The sequence below is a fragment of the Aeromonas sp. R5-1 genome, from assembly GCF_040908265.1.
Taxonomy (GTDB): Bacteria; Pseudomonadota; Gammaproteobacteria; order Enterobacterales; family Aeromonadaceae; genus Aeromonas; species Aeromonas caviae.
In genome coordinates this window covers 1-16863 of the sequence record NZ_JBFODJ010000013.1, presented here as the reverse complement: position 1 = coordinate 16863, position 16863 = coordinate 1, and the positions used below count along the sequence as shown (strand labels likewise).

General features: G+C 63.9%; 14 protein-coding genes. 6 read left to right on the top strand and 8 right to left on the bottom strand.

The genetic code is table 11. The annotated features are described in order from the left end of the window. Positions 1 to 52 precede the first annotated feature (52 nt). A complete protein-coding gene (locus AB5Y64_RS01745; RefSeq protein WP_368203137.1) occupies positions 53 to 1051 on the bottom strand; it encodes an NAD-dependent epimerase in 999 nt (332 codons plus the stop codon). Next, complete coding sequence (locus AB5Y64_RS01740; protein WP_323937449.1) at positions 1048 to 2409, bottom strand: UDP-glucose/GDP-mannose dehydrogenase family protein; 1362 nt, start codon at positions 2407 to 2409, stop codon at positions 1048 to 1050. The genes AB5Y64_RS01745 and AB5Y64_RS01740 overlap by 4 nt, the downstream gene beginning before the upstream one ends. 291 nt (positions 2410 to 2700) lie before the next feature. Here AB5Y64_RS01740 and AB5Y64_RS01735 point away from each other — a divergent pair, with 291 nt between their 5' ends. Continuing rightward, on the top strand, positions 2701 to 3309 hold the full coding sequence (locus AB5Y64_RS01735; protein WP_368203135.1) for a YitT family protein: 609 nt from the start codon (positions 2701 to 2703) through the stop codon (positions 3307 to 3309). Between the two features lie 97 nt (positions 3310 to 3406). On the opposite strand, the gene AB5Y64_RS01730 is transcribed toward AB5Y64_RS01735, so the two are convergent. Genes AB5Y64_RS01730 through AB5Y64_RS01720 form a run of 3 tightly spaced genes read right to left on the bottom strand, consistent with a single transcriptional unit; the run spans position 3407 to position 6087 of the window. After that, positions 3407 to 4198 (bottom strand): heme ABC transporter ATP-binding protein, encoded by a 792-nt coding sequence (locus tag AB5Y64_RS01730; protein ID WP_368203134.1) that lies wholly within the window; start codon positions 4196 to 4198, stop codon positions 3407 to 3409. Between the two features lie 15 nt (positions 4199 to 4213). Beyond that, complete coding sequence (locus AB5Y64_RS01725; protein WP_039040072.1) at positions 4214 to 5245, bottom strand: iron ABC transporter permease; 1032 nt, start codon at positions 5243 to 5245, stop codon at positions 4214 to 4216. Then, positions 5242 to 6087 carry a hemin ABC transporter substrate-binding protein gene (locus tag AB5Y64_RS01720; RefSeq protein WP_041211182.1) on the bottom strand — a complete coding sequence of 282 codons (846 nt, stop codon included), beginning with the start codon at positions 6085 to 6087 and terminating at the stop codon, positions 5242 to 5244. The genes AB5Y64_RS01725 and AB5Y64_RS01720 overlap by 4 nt, the downstream gene beginning before the upstream one ends. Before the next feature lie 167 nt (positions 6088 to 6254). Here AB5Y64_RS01720 and hutX point away from each other — a divergent pair, with 167 nt between their 5' ends. Both hutX and hutZ read left to right on the top strand, forming a co-directional pair. After that, the gene (gene hutX, locus AB5Y64_RS01715) at positions 6255 to 6767 is read left to right on the top strand and encodes a heme utilization cystosolic carrier protein HutX (RefSeq protein WP_368203132.1); all 513 of its coding nucleotides are present in this window, start codon (positions 6255 to 6257) and stop codon (positions 6765 to 6767) included. After that, a complete protein-coding gene (gene hutZ, locus AB5Y64_RS01710; RefSeq protein ID WP_010673228.1) occupies positions 6764 to 7321 on the top strand; it encodes a heme utilization protein HutZ in 558 nt (185 codons plus the stop codon). The genes hutX and hutZ overlap by 4 nt, the downstream gene beginning before the upstream one ends. Positions 7322 to 7386: 65 nt before the next feature. Here hutZ and AB5Y64_RS01705 read toward each other — a convergent pair whose 3' ends face one another. From AB5Y64_RS01705 to AB5Y64_RS01695, 3 genes are read right to left on the bottom strand one after another with little or no spacing between them, the layout of a single operon-like run. Further along, a complete protein-coding gene (locus AB5Y64_RS01705) occupies positions 7387 to 7794 on the bottom strand; it encodes a hypothetical protein (protein WP_041211184.1) in 408 nt (135 codons plus the stop codon). A 39-nt stretch (positions 7795 to 7833) separates the two neighbouring features. Next, complete coding sequence (locus AB5Y64_RS01700) at positions 7834 to 8385, bottom strand: cysteine hydrolase family protein (protein WP_039040040.1); 552 nt, start codon at positions 8383 to 8385, stop codon at positions 7834 to 7836. 14 nt (positions 8386 to 8399) lie between these two features. Further along, the gene (locus tag AB5Y64_RS01695; RefSeq protein WP_113978651.1) at positions 8400 to 9368 is read right to left on the bottom strand and encodes a ChaN family lipoprotein; all 969 of its coding nucleotides are present in this window, start codon (positions 9366 to 9368) and stop codon (positions 8400 to 8402) included. A 196-nt stretch (positions 9369 to 9564) separates the two neighbouring features. Between AB5Y64_RS01695 and AB5Y64_RS01690 the strand changes: the two genes are divergently transcribed. The 3 genes from AB5Y64_RS01690 (at position 9565) to AB5Y64_RS01680 (ending at position 16587) form a co-directional block, all read left to right on the top strand. Further along, a complete protein-coding gene (locus AB5Y64_RS01690) occupies positions 9565 to 11658 on the top strand; it encodes a TonB-dependent hemoglobin/transferrin/lactoferrin family receptor (protein WP_368203131.1) in 2094 nt (697 codons plus the stop codon). A 261-nt stretch (positions 11659 to 11919) separates the two neighbouring features. Then, positions 11920 to 13062 (top strand): 3-phenylpropionate MFS transporter, encoded by a 1143-nt coding sequence (locus AB5Y64_RS01685; RefSeq protein WP_010673233.1) that lies wholly within the window; start codon positions 11920 to 11922, stop codon positions 13060 to 13062. A 63-nt stretch (positions 13063 to 13125) separates the two neighbouring features. Then, positions 13126 to 16587: a PAS domain-containing hybrid sensor histidine kinase/response regulator gene (locus AB5Y64_RS01680; protein WP_043152611.1), complete on the top strand. Its 3462-nt coding sequence runs from the start codon at positions 13126 to 13128 to the stop codon at positions 16585 to 16587. Positions 16588 to 16863 lie beyond the last annotated feature (276 nt).

Below are 16863 nucleotides of genomic sequence, written 5' to 3'. Positions count from 1 at the left end.
AACAGAGGGGCTGCCATTGGCAGCCCCTTTCTATTTGGATGATCCTGTGCGGTCAGATCCTGTAGTACTCCCTGTACCACTTCACAAAGCTCTCGACCCCTTCGGTCAACCCTACCTTGGGGCGATAGCCGGTCGCCTCGAACAGCGCCTCTGTGTCGGCCCAGGTGGCGAGCACGTCGCCGGGCTGCATCGGCAGCATGTTGCGGATCGCCCGTTTGCCGAGTGCCGTCTCGATGGCCTCCACGAAGTCCAGCAGCCGCACCGGGCTGCCGTTGCCGATGTTGTAGAGGCGATAGGGCGCCGGGCTGGCGTCGGTCTGCCCCCGCCAGTTCGAGTCGCCGACCGGCGGCCGATCCACGACCCGCACTATCCCCTCCACGATGTCGTCGACATGGGTGAAGTCCCGGCTGAGCTGGCCCTGGTTGTAGATGTCGATGGGCTCCCCCGCGAGGATGGCGCGCACGAACTTGAACAGCGCCATGTCGGGGCGACCCCAGGGGCCATAGACGGTGAAGAAGCGCAGGCCGGTGGTGGGCAGGCCGTAGAGGTGGGAGTAGGAGTGGGCCATCAGCTCGTTGGCCTTCTTGCTCGCCGCGTAGAGGGAGACGGGGTGATCCACCCCGTCCGAGGTCTTGAACGGCATCTGCTCGTTCAGGCCGTACACCGAGCTGGACGAGGCGTAGACCAGGTGCTTGACCCCGTGATGGCGGCACCCCTCCAGCACGGTAAGCGTGCCGGTGAGGTTGCTGTCGGCGTAGGCGAAGGGGTTGTCCAGGGAGTAGCGCACCCCGGCCTGGGCCCCCAGATGGATCACCCGGTCAAACTGCTCGCGGGCAAAGAGCGAGGCCATGGCCGCGCGGTCCGCGAGATCGGTGCGCTCGAAGCGAAAGCCGGGCAGAGGCGTGAGCAGGGCTAGGCGCGCCTCCTTCAGGCTCACCTCGTAGTAGTCGTTGAGGTTGTCGATGCCAACCACCTCGTGACCCTCGCCGCACAGCCGCTGCGCCAGGTGAAAGCCGATGAAACCGGCTGCGCCGGTGACGAGATACTTCATCGCGGCTGCCCCAGACCGTGCGCCTGTTCCAGGCTGTCGCCTCGGCCGATGGCGTAATAGGTGAAGCCGCGCTGGCGCAGGCGGGCCGGATCGTAGAGGTTGCGACCGTCGATGATGACGGCCTGCTTCAGGGTCTGCTGGATCAGCTCGAAGTCGGGGGCGCGGAACTGCTGCCACTCGGTGCAGATCAGCAGGGCATCGGCGCCCTTGAGGGCCGCCTCCTGGGTGCCGCACAGGGTCAGGTCGTCCCGCAGGCCATAGAGGTGTTGGGCCTCGCTCATGGCCTGGGGATCGAACGCCTGCACCTTGCCGCCGGCGGTCCAGATGGCCTCCATCAGCACCCGGCTCGGCGCCTCGCGCATGTCGTCGGTGTTGGGCTTGAAGGCGAGCCCCCAGATCGCGAAGGTGCGGCCGCTCAAGTCGGCGCCGAAGTGCTGGTGCAGCCGCTCGATGAGCTTGTGCTTCTGGCGATCGTTGACCTTCTCCACCGAGCGCAGCAGGGGCGCCTCGCAGCCGATCTCGCTCGCGGTGTGGATCAGCGCCTTCACGTCCTTCGGGAAGCAGGAGCCGCCGTAGCCGCAGCCCGGGTAGATGAAGTGGTAACCGATGCGCGGATCCGCGCCTATGCCCTTGCGCACCGCCTCGATATCGGCCCCCAGCTTCTCCGCCAGATTGGCCATCTCGTTCATGAAGGAGATCTTGGTGGCCAGCATGGCGTTGGCGGCGTACTTGGTCAGCTCGGCGCTGCGCTCATCCATCTGGATGATGCGATCGTGCTGGCGGTTGAAGGGGGCGTAGAGCTCCTCCAGCAGGGACATGGCATGGGCCGAGCCGGTGCCGATGATGATGCGATCCGGCCGCAGGCAGTCGGCCACCGCGGCCCCTTCCTTGAGAAACTCCGGGTTGGAGACCACCTCGAGCGGCAGTTCGACGCCGCGCTCGCGCAGTATGGCCTCGATGTGCCGGCGCACCTTGGTGGCGGTGCCGACCGGTACCGTGCTCTTGTTGATCACGACTTTGCCAGCCTGCATCAGGCGGCCTATGGTGCCGGCCACCGCCAGCACGTGCTGCAGATCGGCTGAGCCGTCCTCATCCGGCGGGGTGCCGACCGCGATGAAGATGAGCTCGGCGAAGCCCACCCCCTCGGCCACGTCCGTGGTGAAGTGCAGGCGACCGGCCTGGTGGTTGGCCTGCACCATGGGGGCCAGGCCGGGTTCGAAGATGGGGATGATGCCTTCTTTCAGCCGGCCGACCTTGGCGGCATCCACATCCACGCAGGTTACCTGGTGACCCATCTCGGCCAGTACGGCGGCCTGGACCAACCCCACATAACCTATCCCGAATACGGCGACTCTCATCTACTGTTGCTCCGCAGGCAATTGCAAGGCACTCATTCTAGAACGATTCGCTGCCGCGAGCAGCGGGAACCGTCCGCTTTTTCAGGCTGCTGTCAGTTTTCGGGGGAGCGTTATTTTGGTGCAAGGGTTGTAACGCCATGCTGACGCGCACCATTTTGGCGCATATCGTCGCGTACTTGTGATCCGGCTCACTGAAATCGGACACTGTGTCCATAACGAAGCCCCGGTACAAGGGGCTCGCGCCTCCACCAGGGGCATAGACACTCTTTCACTTCGCTATGGACATAGGTTATGGACAACAAACCCCGCTCGGTGCATCCGCTCTATGAGGATGTGCTCGCCCTGCTGACCGCGGCAGGCTTCGTCTCCCTCGGCATCTTCCTGTTTCACCAGGTCGGCCTGCTCACCGGCGGCACCGCCGGGCTGGCGCTGCTGTTGCAGCAGCTGACGGGGCTGAGCTTCGGCCTGCTGTTCTTCTGCATGAACCTGCCGTTCTATGTCTTGGCCTGGCTCAGAATGGGGCCGCGCTTCACCCTCAATACCTTTGCCGCCGTGGCCACTGTCTCCTTCATGACGGATCACCTCAACGCCGTGCTGCAAATCGGCAAGATCGAACCCGTCTATGCGGCGCTGATCGGCGGCACCCTGATCGGCATGGGGCTGCTCATCATGTTCCGCCACAAGGCGAGCCTGGGGGGCTTCAACATCCTGGCGCTCTTCATTCAGGACAGATGGGGTGTGCGGGCAGGCAAGCTGCAAATGGGGCTGGATTGCGCCATCGTGGTTGCCTCATTCTTCGTGGTCTCCCCCTGGCTGCTGGCGCTTTCCGTGGTGGCTGCCATCATCTGTAACCTGGTGTTGACACTCAATCACAAGCCGGGGCGCTACCAGATAGCCTGATGTGCCCAGGGAAGTTGCCCTGCAGGTCAGCCCAAGGCTGGATACCGCAAAAAAACAGAGCGCCTGATGGCGCTCTGTTGCTATCTGTCCCGGGGTGTCACACCACCATGGGGACGCCGCTCTCGGGGTGGTGGATCACCTGGGCGGGGTAGTCGTAGAGGCGCGCGATGAGCGCCGGAGTCAGCACCTCGCCTGCGCTGCCGTCAGCCATCAGCCTGCCCTGCTCCAGCATCACCAGCCTATCGGCGTAGCGGGCTGCCAGATTGAGGTCGTGCAACACCACCAGCACGGCGGTGTTGCGACCGGCCAGCGCCCGGGCCATGGTGAGCAGCTGGTGCTGGTACTTGAGGTCGAGGGCCGAGGTGGGTTCGTCGAGCAGCAGCAGCCGCGCCTGCTGCGGTTCGTCCGGGGCCTGCCAGATCTGGGCCAGCACCCGGGCGAACTGCACCCGCTGGCGCTCCCCGCCGGAGAGGCCGGGGTAGAGGCGGCCCGTCAGGTGATCCACCCCGGCGTGGGTCATGGCGGCGCGGACTATCTCGTCGCGCCGGCTGGCAGGCTCGCTGTGGGGCAGCCGGCCCATGGCCACCACCTCTTCGCACAGGAAGGGGAAGCTCAAGGAGGAGCTTTGCGGCAGCACGCCGACCCGGTGGGCCAGAGCGTTGTCGGCCCACCCCCTGCGGGTCTGGCCGAACAGGTGGATCTCCCCTTCATGTTCCAGCTCGCCGGTCAGGCACTTGAGCAGTGAGCTTTTGCCCGCCCCGTTGGGGCCGAGCAGGGCGGTCAGGCTGCCGGCATGCAGGTCGAGATCCAGGCTGTCCAGGATAAGCCGGTTGCCACGACTGAGGCGAAGACCCCGGCAACTGAGAAGGGGGGAGGGGTATCCGGGCAAGGTGGCGATCTCCTGTTACAGGGTTCGTCGGCTCTTGACCAAGAGCCAGATGAAGAAAGGGGCACCCAGCAGGGCGGTGATGATGCCGACCGGCAGCTCGGCCGGAGCGAGCAGGGTACGCGCCAGCATGTCGGCCCCCAGCAGCAGGCCAGCCCCCAGCAGGGCAGACAGCGGGAGCAGGCGGACATGGTTGGGACCGGCCAGCAGCCGTACCAGATGGGGAACCACCAGACCGACAAAGCCGATCATGCCGGCCACGGCCACCGCCACGCCGACACCAGCAGCGGTGAGCAGGATGAGGCGACGCTTCAGCGTCTGCACGTTCACCCCCAGATGCCGTGCCTCTCCCTCTCCCAGCAGCAGGGCGTTGAGGGGATTGGCATCGCGCATGAACAGCAGCAGCAAAGCGGCCAGGGTCAGCAGCGCCAGCGTCACATCGACCGGCTTGCCTGCCGCCAGGGAGCCCATCTGCCACAGACTCAGGTTGCGCAGCATCTGATCGTCCGCGAGATAGGTGAGCAGTCCGATGACGGCACCGGAGAGCGCCGTGATGGCCACCCCGGCCAGCAGCATCACGGTGACCGAGGTGCCCCCTTCCCGGGTACCCAGCAGATAGACGAGGGTGGTGGTGAGGGCTCCGCCGAGAAAGGCGAGCAGGGGCAGCAACCCCAGGCCGAGCAGGCTCTGCAGGTGCGAGCCCAGCGGAGCGAGCAGCACGATGGCCAGGGCCGCGCCGAGTGCCGCCCCGCCCGACACCCCTATGATGCCGGGGTCTGCCAGGGGGTTGCGAAACAGTCCCTGCATGACGGCGCCGCAGAGGCCGAGAATGCCCCCCACGGCGATGCAGAGCAGGGTTCGTGGCAGACGGATCTCCTGCACGATCAATAATTTGTGAGCCTCAATCCCGCTCTGTGGTCCGGCAAACAGGGCGCGCAGGCTCTCGCCAAGGGAGAGGGACATGGGGCCGGTCGCGAGGGACCCGACCAGCAGCAACGCCAGCGCGCAGCCGGTCAGGGCGAGCAGCCAGGGCAGAGGCAGGCGCATCAGGAACCCTGCTTGATCCACTGGGCGATCTGGTTCGCCTGTTGCAGGGAACGAAGGCTGAGGCCCCCTTGCAGGGCATGTCCGTCGATGGCGTGGATGGCCTTGTTCTTGCCTGCCGGGGTGGCTGACAGGGCGGGCACCTGGCTCAGGACGGCGTCGGGATCCTGATACTGCTGCCAGTCGCGGCCGCTCACCAACACCAGATCCGGTTGCAGCTCGATGAGGGATTCGGTGGAAACGGGCTTGTAGTCGTGGAGCCCAGCCACCGGATTGACGCCGCCCGCCAGGGTGACGAGGGCGCTGGCGGTGGTGTTGCCGCCAGCGATGCTGGTGGGCTGACCCTTGTGCAGCAGCAGGAAGGCGACCTTGAGGGGCTTGTTCTGCTTCGCCTGCGCCGCCAGGGTGTCGCTCTGGGCGGCAATTTGCTCCTTGAGCTTGCTCCCTGCCGTCTGGTCACCCAGGAGATGGGCCAGGGTGTCGATACGCTCGTTGAGGTTGGCCAGCGTAGGGGCTGTGGCCATGACCTCGACCTTGACGTTGGCACGGCGCAACTGATCAAGCGTGCTGTTCGGGCCCATCTCGTCGCTGCCGACCACCAGGGTCGGAGAGAGGCTCAGGATCCCTTCGGCGGCGAGGGCGCGGTGATAGCCGACCTTGGGCACGCCTCTGGGCTCCGGACTGCTGACATCGGTGGCGACCAGGCTCTGCTCGCCCCCCAGCGCCAGGATGAGTTCCGTGGTGGCCGGGCCTATGCTGACGATACGCTCCACCGCCATGACGGATGGGGAAGAGAGGGAAAGGGCACAGCCGAGCAGGCTGAATGCGAGGGCAAAACGACGGCCCATGCGAACCTCCGAAGGGTGAATGAAATAAGGTTGCCGCCGAGAATATCAAGTCGCCCACCAAAATGCACTGAGAATGAAAGCGATTATCAATTGCGTTACTTGGGGCGCTTTATTACAGTATCCGTCGCGACACCGAGCACCATCGCCAGATCATCCAGGGAGAACCGATGAGCATTGCACAACGCATTCACGCGCTGCTGGAGCAAGACCCCAGTGCCCACCCGTCCACTATCGCCACCGAGCTGGCCGTCAGCGAGTGGGAGGTGGTACGCCATCTGCCTGCCGCCCTGATGACGTCAGTGCCGGCCGGGGAGGCCGAAGCCCTGCTGGCGGACCTGTCCAGCTGGGGTCAGGTGACCACCATCGTCGAATCCGATGGCTCCATCTTCGAGGTGAAGGCTCCCTTCCCCAAGGGCAAGAACGCGCGCGGCTACTACAACCTGATGGGGCGGGACGGCGAACTGCACGGCCACCTCAAGCTCGACAACGTGGCGGGCATCGCCCTGGTCAGCAAGCTCTTCATGGGCAAGGAGGGGCACTCCTTCCAGTTCTTCGGCCACAGTGGCCGCTGCATTTTCAAGATCTACCTGGGCCGGGACGAGCAGCGTCATCTGCTGCCTGAGCAGGTGGAGCGTTTCATGGCCCTGCGCCGTCAGTATCAAGAGGAAGTGAAAGCATGAGTGAACGTCAGGAGCGCCTGCAAAACCGCCTGCAACCGGAGATCCGCGAGTTCCGCGACGGTTGCCGTACCCTGCAGCTCGCCACTGTGGATGGCGAAGGCAACCCCAATGCCAGCTATGCCCCCTTCGTGCTGCAGGAAGATGGATACTATGTGCTCATCTCCGAGATAGCTCGCCACGCCCGCAACCTGCAACAGGTGCCCAAGGTATCGCTGATGCTGATCGAGGACGAAACCGGTGCCCGCGAGCTGTTTGCCCGCAAGCGTCTGACCTTCGATGCGGTCGCCGAGGTGGTGGCCCGCGACGACGCACGCTGGGAGAAGGCCGTTGCGGCGCTGGAAGGGCGCTTCGGCGAGATAGTCAAAGGGCTCTCCAACCTCAAGGACTTCGTGCTGTTTAGGCTCAAGCCCGAGCAGGGACTGTTCGTCAAGGGATTCGGTCAGGCGTTCCGTGTCTCCGGCGACGAACTGGTGGACTTCGTTCACCTGGTGGAAGGGCACAAACGCATCGACAATGGCGCCGAGCTGACCAGCCCGGCGGATGAACCCGTTTGAGGGAACAATTAGCGAGATGAGAAAACGGGCAGCCTGGGCTGCCCATTTTGTTGTTATGTCCCGGGTTACTCTTGCCAGCCTGCCTGGTTGGGGAAGGCATCGCGATCGGCCTGGGTGGCGCTCTCGTTGCATTCCCCGCGGATCTTCCAGGAGGTCTGGCTGAGGACGATATAGCCGCTTCGGCAATACTTGCGCGTGGCCAGCATCTGGGTGAGCTGCTCGTCCTGCAGGGCTTCCCGGCGTTCCAGCAGGCTCTTGTCGCGGCGGCTCAGCCGGTTGTCATCTCCCTCCTGCAACCGGGTGGGCAGGACGTCGAGAGGGGCGGCCTCGAAGGTGAAGCGCTTGCTCCCGTCGTCGCTGATATGGGTGTGGAACAGGGGGGCCGGGCCATCGGGTGCTGCCCCCGGCAAGCCGGAGCAGGCGGTGAGCGCCGGTAACAGCAGCGTGAGGGCAACGGCAGAGAGTAGACGCACACAAGACTCCAATCGGGTGTTCACATCAGGACGGGCAGCTTAACACGCCCGCTCGGGTTGAATGGTGGCCAGCAGCTCATCCGTCGTGAGCAGGGTCACGCTTCTGCCTTGAGGCAGGCTCAGATGCCGCCACATGAAGTGGTGGTGCTGGATGATCTGCTCCGCACTCAGGTGCGGCCTGTCCGCCGTGGTATGGGCGTCGGTCACCGCAAAGGCGTCAAAGCCCCTGGCGGCGGCGCTGCGCAACGTGGTATCGACGCAAAAGTCGGTGGCACAGCCGCAGATGAGCAGTCTGTCTACCGACTGCTCTGCCAGCAGGAAGCCGAGCTCGGTGTCGAGGAAGCTGTCACAGGCGGTCTTGCGCACCCGGCTGTCGTGGGGAGACGGGGCCAGATCGGCGTGCAGTTGCCAGCCCGCACTGCCAGGTTCCAGCTCGGAACCCGGTTCGTCGTGTTGCACATAGATGACCCGTCCGTGTTGGCCCCGCACGCGATCGGCCAGACGATTGATGTTGGCGATGACCTGGGCATCCTGATGGCGGGGGTTATCGAACAACCCCTGTTGCATGTCGATGACGAGTAACACATCCATATGAAATCCTTGGGCTATTTTGAGGGTTGCAACCATTGGCTGCAGTCACGGCTTCGGGATTGATGCAGTGCGCCCATATCTTGCTTCATTTCCTTTGCATTTAGCCAGCGTTCCGGCAGGGGAGCGATGTGGACCCTGACGTCTGCGTCTCTCCCGGGGGCTGTCTCGTCACTGGTTTGCGGCACGATGAGTGCCACCTTGAGTGCCGGATTGCGGCTGGCGATGCGACTGGCGATCCCGAGTCCCCCCTCCACGTGGAAGTTGCCTGCGATATGCATGATGCGCCTGCCGGGATGCTTGCCCAGATAATCCACCATGCTTTCGGCCATGGTGTCGTCCCAGCTGGTCTGGGCGGCGAAGCGACGGGCGTTGCCGTCCGCATCCCCATGGTGCATGGAAGCCATGAACTTCTGGCGGTAGCCGTCATCCCCCAGAGTCAGCTCGCGGGCAAGCTGGCTGCGGCGATTGGCCGGCAGTTTGTCGAGCCAGGCCGGTCCCTCCTGACCGACGCAGCTCACCAGGGGTTTGGGGGCATTGGCGGCGATCACTGGCAGGTGCTGCGCCTTGGCAAACTCCACCAGAGGGCGGTAATCACTCTGGTAGTTGGGCCAGGCATGGCCATCTCGAATGAGGGCCGATTCGCCGATGCGTCCGGCCAGGTAGGCATCCAGCACCGGCTGATCGGCGCGGCTGAACTGCTCCATGGAGAGTACCAGGGCCCGGCCATCGGCTTGCGACATCTCGTCAAGCCCCGCCAGCAGACGTGCCTGCAACAGATGGATGGCCGGGTGAGTGTGAAGCTCCCCCACCAGCACGATGTCGGCATCCGCCACCCGCGCCACCGCCTGCTCGAAGGTCAACGCCTGCCCCTGGGCCGTATCGAGCCGTGCGTCATAGAGGGTCTCGGGTGGGGTGTTCTGCGACGTGGTGGCGCAGGCGGCCAGCAGCAGGGGCAGGGCGAGTAGGGGGAGTCGTCGGATCATGGTTACTCACTCAAGAAACAGGGGATGGGAAAAGGCTGCACCATGGGATGGCGGCATGGCGAGCGAAAAAGTGGCGCCAGTGTAAGGGGGAATGACGATAAAGTGAAATGAGAATGATTCACTTTATTATTGATCTTTGTCTCTGGCGGGGTAATATGCCTTCCGCTTGATAATAATTCTCAATAAGGACTTTGCAGTGGCGCACAACAACACCCCCTCCCTGATAGCCCTCGCCGTGGCGGCCGGGCTGATCTCCCCCACTTTCGCCGCAGACAAGAAAGCCGATGAAGTCATGGTCGTCAGCGGCTCCCGGATGGAACAGAAGCTGGAAGATGTTTCCGGTCCCATCGCCGTCATTACCTCGGAGCAGATTGAAGAGCAGGTCGTCAGCAACGTCGCCGATCTGTTCCGCTATGAGCCCGGGGTGAGCGTGCAGGGAGGAGCAGGAGATGCCCAAACCTTCACCATTCGCGGCATGAGCGAAAACCGGGTCAAGGTGGTGCAGGACGGTGTGCGCCAGAACGATGCCTACAAGAATGGCGGCGTGGGTCAGACCTACTTCGACACCGACATGATCAAGCAGGTGGAAGTGGCCAAAGGGCCGGCCTCGGCCGCTTACGGTTCCGATGCTCTGGGAGGCGTCATTGCCATCACCACCAAGGATGCTGGCGACTTCCTCAAGGGCCGCGACAGCTATCTGGATGCGACCACGGGTTATGCCTCCAGCAGCCACCAGAGAATGGCCGGCATCACGGGGGCGCTGCGCACCGGGGAAGTCGAGAACCTGCTGCGCTACACCTGGCGCGATGGCGGTGTCACCCAGAATTATGACGGCGACAAGAACGAGTTCGACATCGTCAGCCAGGCCGTGCTGTTCAAGAGCAAGTGGAATCTCTCCGATGATCAGTTCCTGAAACTGACGGTGGATTACTTCACCGAGGGGCAGGATCCGGATGCCATCGATCTGACCAAGGCGGGCTCCGTCTTCAACCAGCCCATTACCGACAAGGAGACCGACAACCTCTCCCTGGTACTGGATCATGGCCTCGCCCTGAACGCCCTCTGGGCGGATCGCGTGGACAGCAAGATCTACTACAGCCGCGCCAAGCAGACCCTGGATCAGTACGCTTCGTCCAAGTATCCGGTCATACCGGGCAACCCCTATGTGACCAAGAACTCCCTGGATCACAACGGTTTCGAGCAGGAGAGCCTGGGCGCCCAGGTGAAGTTCAACAAGGCGCTCGCCAGCCAGCGTCTGGCCTGGGGCCTGGAATACGAGCACACCGACAACGAGCGCACCCGCTTCAAGGGGCCGACCGTTCCGGGTGACTTCGTCGGCTACAACGAGCTGAGCTTCCCCTCCACCACCAGCGAGCGCAGTGCGCTCTGGGCCTTTGACGAGATCAAGTTCGGCGAGCGCTGGGTGCTGACCCCGGGCGTGCGTTACGACTACTACAAGATGACCCCGGACGAGGATCCCGCCTACACGGGCGAGAACATGAAGAAGATCTCCGAAGGGGAGTTCTCTCCCAAGCTGGGGCTGGTGTTCAAGGCGCACGAGGCGGCGAACCTGTTCGCCCAGTACAGCCACGGCTTCAAGGCGCCCATGTATGACAACGCCTTCTCCACCCTGAACCACCAGGCGTATGGCTATCGCATCGAGCCCAACCCGAACCTCAAGCCAGAGAGCAGCGACGGCATCGATCTGGGGGTGCGCGGCAGCCGTGGCGGGTTCAGCTATGAAGTGGCCACCTTCTACAACAAGTTCGACGACTTCATCGAACTGACGGCCGTGGGCACCGAAGGCCGTACCGCCCTCTATCAGTACCAGAACCTGGACAAGGCGACCACCAAGGGGGCCGAGGCCAAGGCGGACTACTGGTTGAACGAGCTGGTCAACGTCTGGGGCAACCTGGCCTACATCGAGGGCAAGGATGGCGAGGGCAACTACATCAACAGCCTGAGCCCCCTGAACGGCAGCGTCGGAGTGCGTCTGGAGCAGCCGAACTGGAACATCAACACCGCATTGCGCTTTGCCGACGACATGGACAAGGTGGGCAAGGATGCGCGAGGCAACGACAACATCAAGAGCGCAGGCTGGGGCGTGGTGGATCTCTATGCCCAGTTCAAGCCGGTGCAGGACCTGCAGCTCAACGTGGGGGTGTTCAACCTGTTTGACAAGGAGTACGTGAGCTACGAGAGCATCACCGGCCTTGCCGCCACCGCAGATACCAGCAAGCAGACCAAGCCTGGCCGCAACCTCAGTGCACGGGTCAAGTACGTGTTCTGATGGTCGTGGACCAGCATGAAGGAAAAGGGGCCCTCAGGCCCCTTTTGTCATGAAGGTCGGCGTCTGCAAAAAAGAAACCCGCCAGGGGCGGGTGGAAGGATTGCAACACTCATCAGGAAGCGGTGTTACCCAATAGACAGGGGGATGTGACAAAGGTTCAACTTTATTGATATTTATGGTTTTTATCTGTCATGCCGCCTGGGGATCCCCGCCCCGAAATCGGTTATCATTTGTGCCCCTTGTCATGCAGCCCGAGCCTCTATGCCCGCGTTCTCCTGGTTAGCCCTGTTTTTTGGTGCCTTCTACTTCGTTTATGGCGCCTACCTGCCGTTCTGGTCGCTCTGGCTGGAAGGCATCGGGGTGAGTACTGAACAGATAGGGCTATTGCTAGGGGTGGGCATGGCCATCCGCTTTGCCGGCAACCTGATGGTGATGGGGCGAGTCAAGGGAGCCGGCCAGTTGCTGCCCGTCACCCGGCTGCTCTGTCTGCTGAGTCTGCTGGCCTTCCTCGGTTTCTATCTGGGCCACAGCCTCTGGTGGCTGGTGGTGCTGACCCTGGCGGCCAACTTCATCTACCCGACCCTGATGCCCATGGGAGAGGCGCTTGCCACCCGTATGGTGGTGCAGACCCACCTCGACTACGGCAAGGTGCGGCTGTGCGGCTCCTTTGCCTTTATCGTCGCCTCCACCCTGGTGGGGGCCCTGGTGGGCAACTTTGGCAGCGACTGGGTGCTGCACACCATGGTGGCCGGGCTGCTGATCATGCTGGGGCTCAGCCTGCTGCCGCTGCGACCCGCCCCCCGGGAGCTGCAAGGGGAGCGGGCCAAGGCCTCGCTGCTCGTCACGCTCAGGTCGGCCCCGGTGCGCCGCTTCCTGCTCATCACCGCCCTGCTGCAGGGGAGCCACGCGGCCTACTACGGTTTCAGCGCCATCTACTGGAAGAGCGCCGGCTACAGCGGCACCCTGATCGGGTATCTCTGGGCTCTGGGAGTGGTGGCGGAGATCGCCATGTTCGCCGCGGACAAGCGCTTCCTCCAGCGCTTCGGCGCCCAGACGCTGTTTCTGGTGGGGGCCCTTGGCTGCGTGGTGCGCTGGGTGCTGCTCGGCAGTTCTACCGACCTGGCGGTGCTGGTGCTCGGCCAGCTGCTGCACGGGGTCACCTTCTGCGTCAGCCACCTCGGCGCCATCCGCTTCATGACCCGCCAGTTGCCCGCGGAGCAGCAGATCCCCACCCAGGCGCTCTATGCGGCCCTGGGCCTTGGCATGACGGTGGCGGCCCTGATGGCGATCTGCGGCGTGCTGTTCGAGCCGCTGGGGGGCGGCATCTTCTTTATCATGGTGCTGGTAGTGCTGCCGGTCTTCGTGTTGCGGCTGCGTGAAGAGAGCCCTGAACAGGGCCGATGACACAGGTCTGCCGGTCTCTGGCGCGGCAGGCCTCCGACTTATCTGGAAAAGGGAAGTAGAGAGATGCACCAAGGATGGCTGCTGATCGGGTTGTCGCTCGCCTATCTGGGCTTGCTGTTCCTCATCGCCTATGTGGCGGACAAGAACAAGCGCCGTCGCCCCAAGGGGCAGCCTCTGCTCTACAGCCTGTCGCTGGCGGTCTATTGCACCTCCTGGACCTTCTTCGGCACCGTGGGCCAGGCCAGCGAATCCCCCTGGTCGCCGGTGCCCATCTACCTGGGCCCCATGCTGGTGTTCCTGTTTGGCTGGCGCCTGCTGGCCCGCCTCATCCTGGTGGCCAAGCGCGAGCACATCACCTCCATCGCCGATTTCATTGCCGCCCGTTATGGCAAGTCCCAGCGCCTGGCCATGGTGATCAGCCTCATCGCCGTCATGGGGATACTTCCCTATCTGGTGCTGCAGCTCAAGGCGATCGTCACCGGGCTCGATCTGCTGATGGCCAACAGCACGGGGGTCAGCCCCACCAGCAACATGGCGGAGCTGGCGCTGGGGGTCACCCTGCTGCTGGCCCTGTTCAGCATTCTGTTCGGCACCCGCAACCTGGATGCCACCGAGCACCACAGGGGCATGGTGGTGGCCATCGCCTTCGAGTCCGTGGTCAAGCTGCTCGCCTTCATGGCGGTGGGGGGCTTTGCGCTCTGGCTCATCATCGCCAGACCGAGCGAGGCGCGTACCCTGGTGGCGGGCGACTTCCTCGATGCGGTGGTGGCGGTGACGCCGGGCGGCCTGCTGGAGCTCGCCATCTACACCCTGATCGCCATGTGCGCCGTCATCTGCCTGCCGCGCCAGTTTCACGTGACCGTGGTGGAGAACAACCAGGGGCAGGATCTGCACTGGGCCCGCTGGATCTTCCCCCTCTATCTCTTCCTGATGGGGCTCTTCATCTGGCCTCTGGCGCTGGCAGGCAAGCAGTGGGTCGGGGCAGACATGGCCTCGGATACCTATGTGATAAGCCTCCCCATGTCCCTCGGATTCGACGGCATGGCGATGCTGGCATTTCTCGGCGGCACCTCGGCGGCCACCGGCATGGTGATCGTCTGCACCATCGCCCTGGCCATCATGGTGAGCAACGATCTGGTGTTGCCGGTCCTGCTGCGCCGGGTCTGGCAACAGGGGCGGGATGAGCGCCTGATGCGGTTGCTGCTGCAGGTGCGTCGGGGTGCCATCTTGCTGATTTTGCTGGCGGCCTGGGCGCTCTATCTCTGGCTCGGGGATCTCACCAGTCTGTCGCGCATCGGCTATCTCTCGTTCGGGGCCGTGGCCCAGTTCGCACCGGCCCTGCTGCTCGGCCTGTACTGGCGTCATGGCAATCGCAAGGGCGTCTATCTCGGGCTCGCCCTCGGGGTCAGCCTCTGGTTCGTGACCCTGCTGGCGGAGAGCGGACTGCTGGCTGGCTCCCCTCTCGAAGCCCTGCTGGCGCCCCCAGACTGGCCGGCGGTGCGGGATCTGAGCCTGGGGGCCTGGTGCCTCTTCCTGAGTCTTCTGCTCAACCTCGCCGGCTATGTGGCGGGCTCCCTGCTGTCACGGGCGGCGGTGAGCGAGCGGCTGCAGGCAGCCAACTTCGTCGGCAAGACGAGCCGGGATACCTCGGCGCTTTATCATGCGCGGGTCTCGGTGAAGGAGCTGGAGATGCTGGCGGCCCGCTTCGTCGGTTCCAGCCGCGTCAAGCGGGCCTTCGGCCGCTTCGCGGGCGAACGGGGAGGCACCCTGGCGCCCCAGATGCAGGCCTCCGCCGAGCTCATCGCCCACACGGAGCGACTGCTGGCCGGGGTATTCGGTACCTCGTCCGCCCGCCTGGTGCTAGCCTCTGCCCTGCAGGGACGCAACATGCAGCTCGAGGAGATCGCGACCATAGTGGACGAGGCCTCCGACATGTTCCGCTTCAACCGCGGCCTGTTGCAGGGGGCAATCGAACACATGGGGCAGGGGATCTCCGTGGTGGACAGGGAGCTCAGGCTGGTGGCCTGGAACCGACGCTACATCGAGCTATTCTCCTATCCCCCCGGTCTCATTCAGGTGGGCCGTTCCATCGAGGAGATCATCCGCTACAACGCTGGACAGGGGTTGTGCGGCCAGGGAGACATCGAGGCCCAGGTAGCGCGGCGGGTTGCCTTCATGAAGCGTGGCAGCCCCCATGTCTCGGCGCGGGAGCGTCCCGATGGCCGGGTCATCGAGATGCAGGGCAACCCCATGCCTGCGGGGGGCTTTGTCATGACCTTCACCGACATCACCCCGTTCAGGGCGGCGGAGCGGGTGCTGCGGGAAGCGAACGAGCACCTGGAGGCGCGGGTGGCCGAGCGCACCCACGAGCTCTCCGAACTCAACCGCCAACTGCTGCTGGTAAACCAGCAGGTGGAGCGGGCCAACCAGTCCAAGAGCCGGTTCCTTGCGGCGGTGAGCCACGACCTGACCCAGCCGCTGAACGCGGCCAAGCTCTTTACCTCCTCCTTGCTGGAGATGCTGCCCCCGGAGGACGAACCGGCTCGCATCGCTCGCCACATCGACGACGCCCTGGGGGCGACCGAGGATCTCATCACGGATCTGCTGGACATCTCGCGCCTCGAGGCGGGCAAGTTCAAGGCGAAGAAGCTCGATTTCGCCCTGAGCGATGTGCTGGACAATCTCAAGGCGGAATTCGGCGTGCTGGCCCAGGCCGGTGGGATCCAGTTCTCCGTGGTGGAGAGCCGCCTTGCGGTCTACAGCGATGTGCGCTTGCTGCGGCGGGTGTTGCAGAACTTCCTCACCAACGCATTTCGCTACAACCCCGGCGGTCGGGTGCTGCTCGGCTGTCGCCGCATGGGGGAGAAGGTGCGCATCGAGGTGTGGGATAACGGCCCCGGCATCCCGGAGGGCAAGCAGGAGGCGATCTTCGACGAGTTTTCCCGCCTCGATCACTCCCGCACCGCCAGGGAGCAGGGGCTTGGCCTCGGGCTCGCCATTGCCCGCGGCATCTCGCTGGTGCTGGGTCATCAGCTCTCCCTGCGCAGCTGGCCCGGAGCGGGGTCCGTTTTTGCCATCACCCTGAACCTCGCGACCCGGCCCGTCATCCCCAGCCAGGTGACGACCCCGGCCCTGCGGGACAGCCAGCTGGAAGGGGTCAGGATCCTCTGCATCGACAACGAGGAGGATATCCTCATCGCCATGGCCTCGCTGCTGGGACGCTGGGGCTGCGAGGTGCGCTGTGCCCAGAGCCAGGAGCAGGCGGAAGAGATCATCGGCGGCGGCTTCCTGCCTGCGCTGGTGCTGTCGGATTATCACCTGGATGACGGCAAGACCGGGTTGCAGGCGCTGCACATGATCAGGCTGGCCCACGGCAACGGTATCGGCGGCATCATCATCAGTGCGGATCGCAAGAGCGAGTTGCAGGCACAGATCCGTGAGCACGGCTTTGGCTACGTGAGCAAACCGGTCAAACCTCTCAAGCTGCGCGCCCTGATGAACAGCCTGCTGATGCCGGTTCAGTGACTGGTCTCACAGAATCGAGCATTGGCTGAACATTTTTTTGATGCCATCCAGGCGCCATGATCGACGATGATGATGCCTATTTCGTCGCCATTTTCCGGATTTGGTGATAATTGAGTCTTGTTGGGTGTCACTTTTGGCAGGTGGCACCCGGGCGACTCTCCTCTATAGTCATTCGGCGATTATTTTTGGTTCTTCGCGGGATCTTGGGGAAGTGGAAGTTGACAGACAGGGTGCTGGTAAACTGGCTGTCTCCAAACACACCACCACCATCACCCT

What these genes read in the sequence shown, in the direction of transcription:
- AB5Y64_RS01745 (WP_368203137.1), bottom strand. Translation starts at nt 1,051, where the DNA reads ATGAAGTATCTCGTCACCGGCGCAGCCGGTTTCATCGGCTTTCACCTG.
- AB5Y64_RS01740 (WP_323937449.1), bottom strand. Translation starts at nt 2,409, where the DNA reads ATGAGAGTCGCCGTATTCGGGATAGGTTATGTGGGGTTGGTCCAGGCC.
- AB5Y64_RS01735 (WP_368203135.1), top strand. Translation starts at nt 2,701, where the DNA reads ATGGACAACAAACCCCGCTCGGTGCATCCGCTCTATGAGGATGTGCTC.
- AB5Y64_RS01720 (WP_041211182.1), bottom strand. Translation starts at nt 6,087, where the DNA reads ATGGGCCGTCGTTTTGCCCTCGCATTCAGCCTGCTCGGCTGTGCCCTT.
- hutX (WP_368203132.1), top strand. Translation starts at nt 6,255, where the DNA reads ATGAGCATTGCACAACGCATTCACGCGCTGCTGGAGCAAGACCCCAGT.
- hutZ (WP_010673228.1), top strand. Translation starts at nt 6,764, where the DNA reads ATGAGTGAACGTCAGGAGCGCCTGCAAAACCGCCTGCAACCGGAGATC.
- AB5Y64_RS01700 (WP_039040040.1), bottom strand. Translation starts at nt 8,385, where the DNA reads ATGGATGTGTTACTCGTCATCGACATGCAACAGGGGTTGTTCGATAAC.
- AB5Y64_RS01695 (WP_113978651.1), bottom strand. Translation starts at nt 9,368, where the DNA reads ATGATCCGACGACTCCCCCTACTCGCCCTGCCCCTGCTGCTGGCCGCC.
- AB5Y64_RS01685 (WP_010673233.1), top strand. Translation starts at nt 11,920, where the DNA reads ATGCCCGCGTTCTCCTGGTTAGCCCTGTTTTTTGGTGCCTTCTACTTC.
- AB5Y64_RS01680 (WP_043152611.1), top strand. Translation starts at nt 13,126, where the DNA reads ATGCACCAAGGATGGCTGCTGATCGGGTTGTCGCTCGCCTATCTGGGC.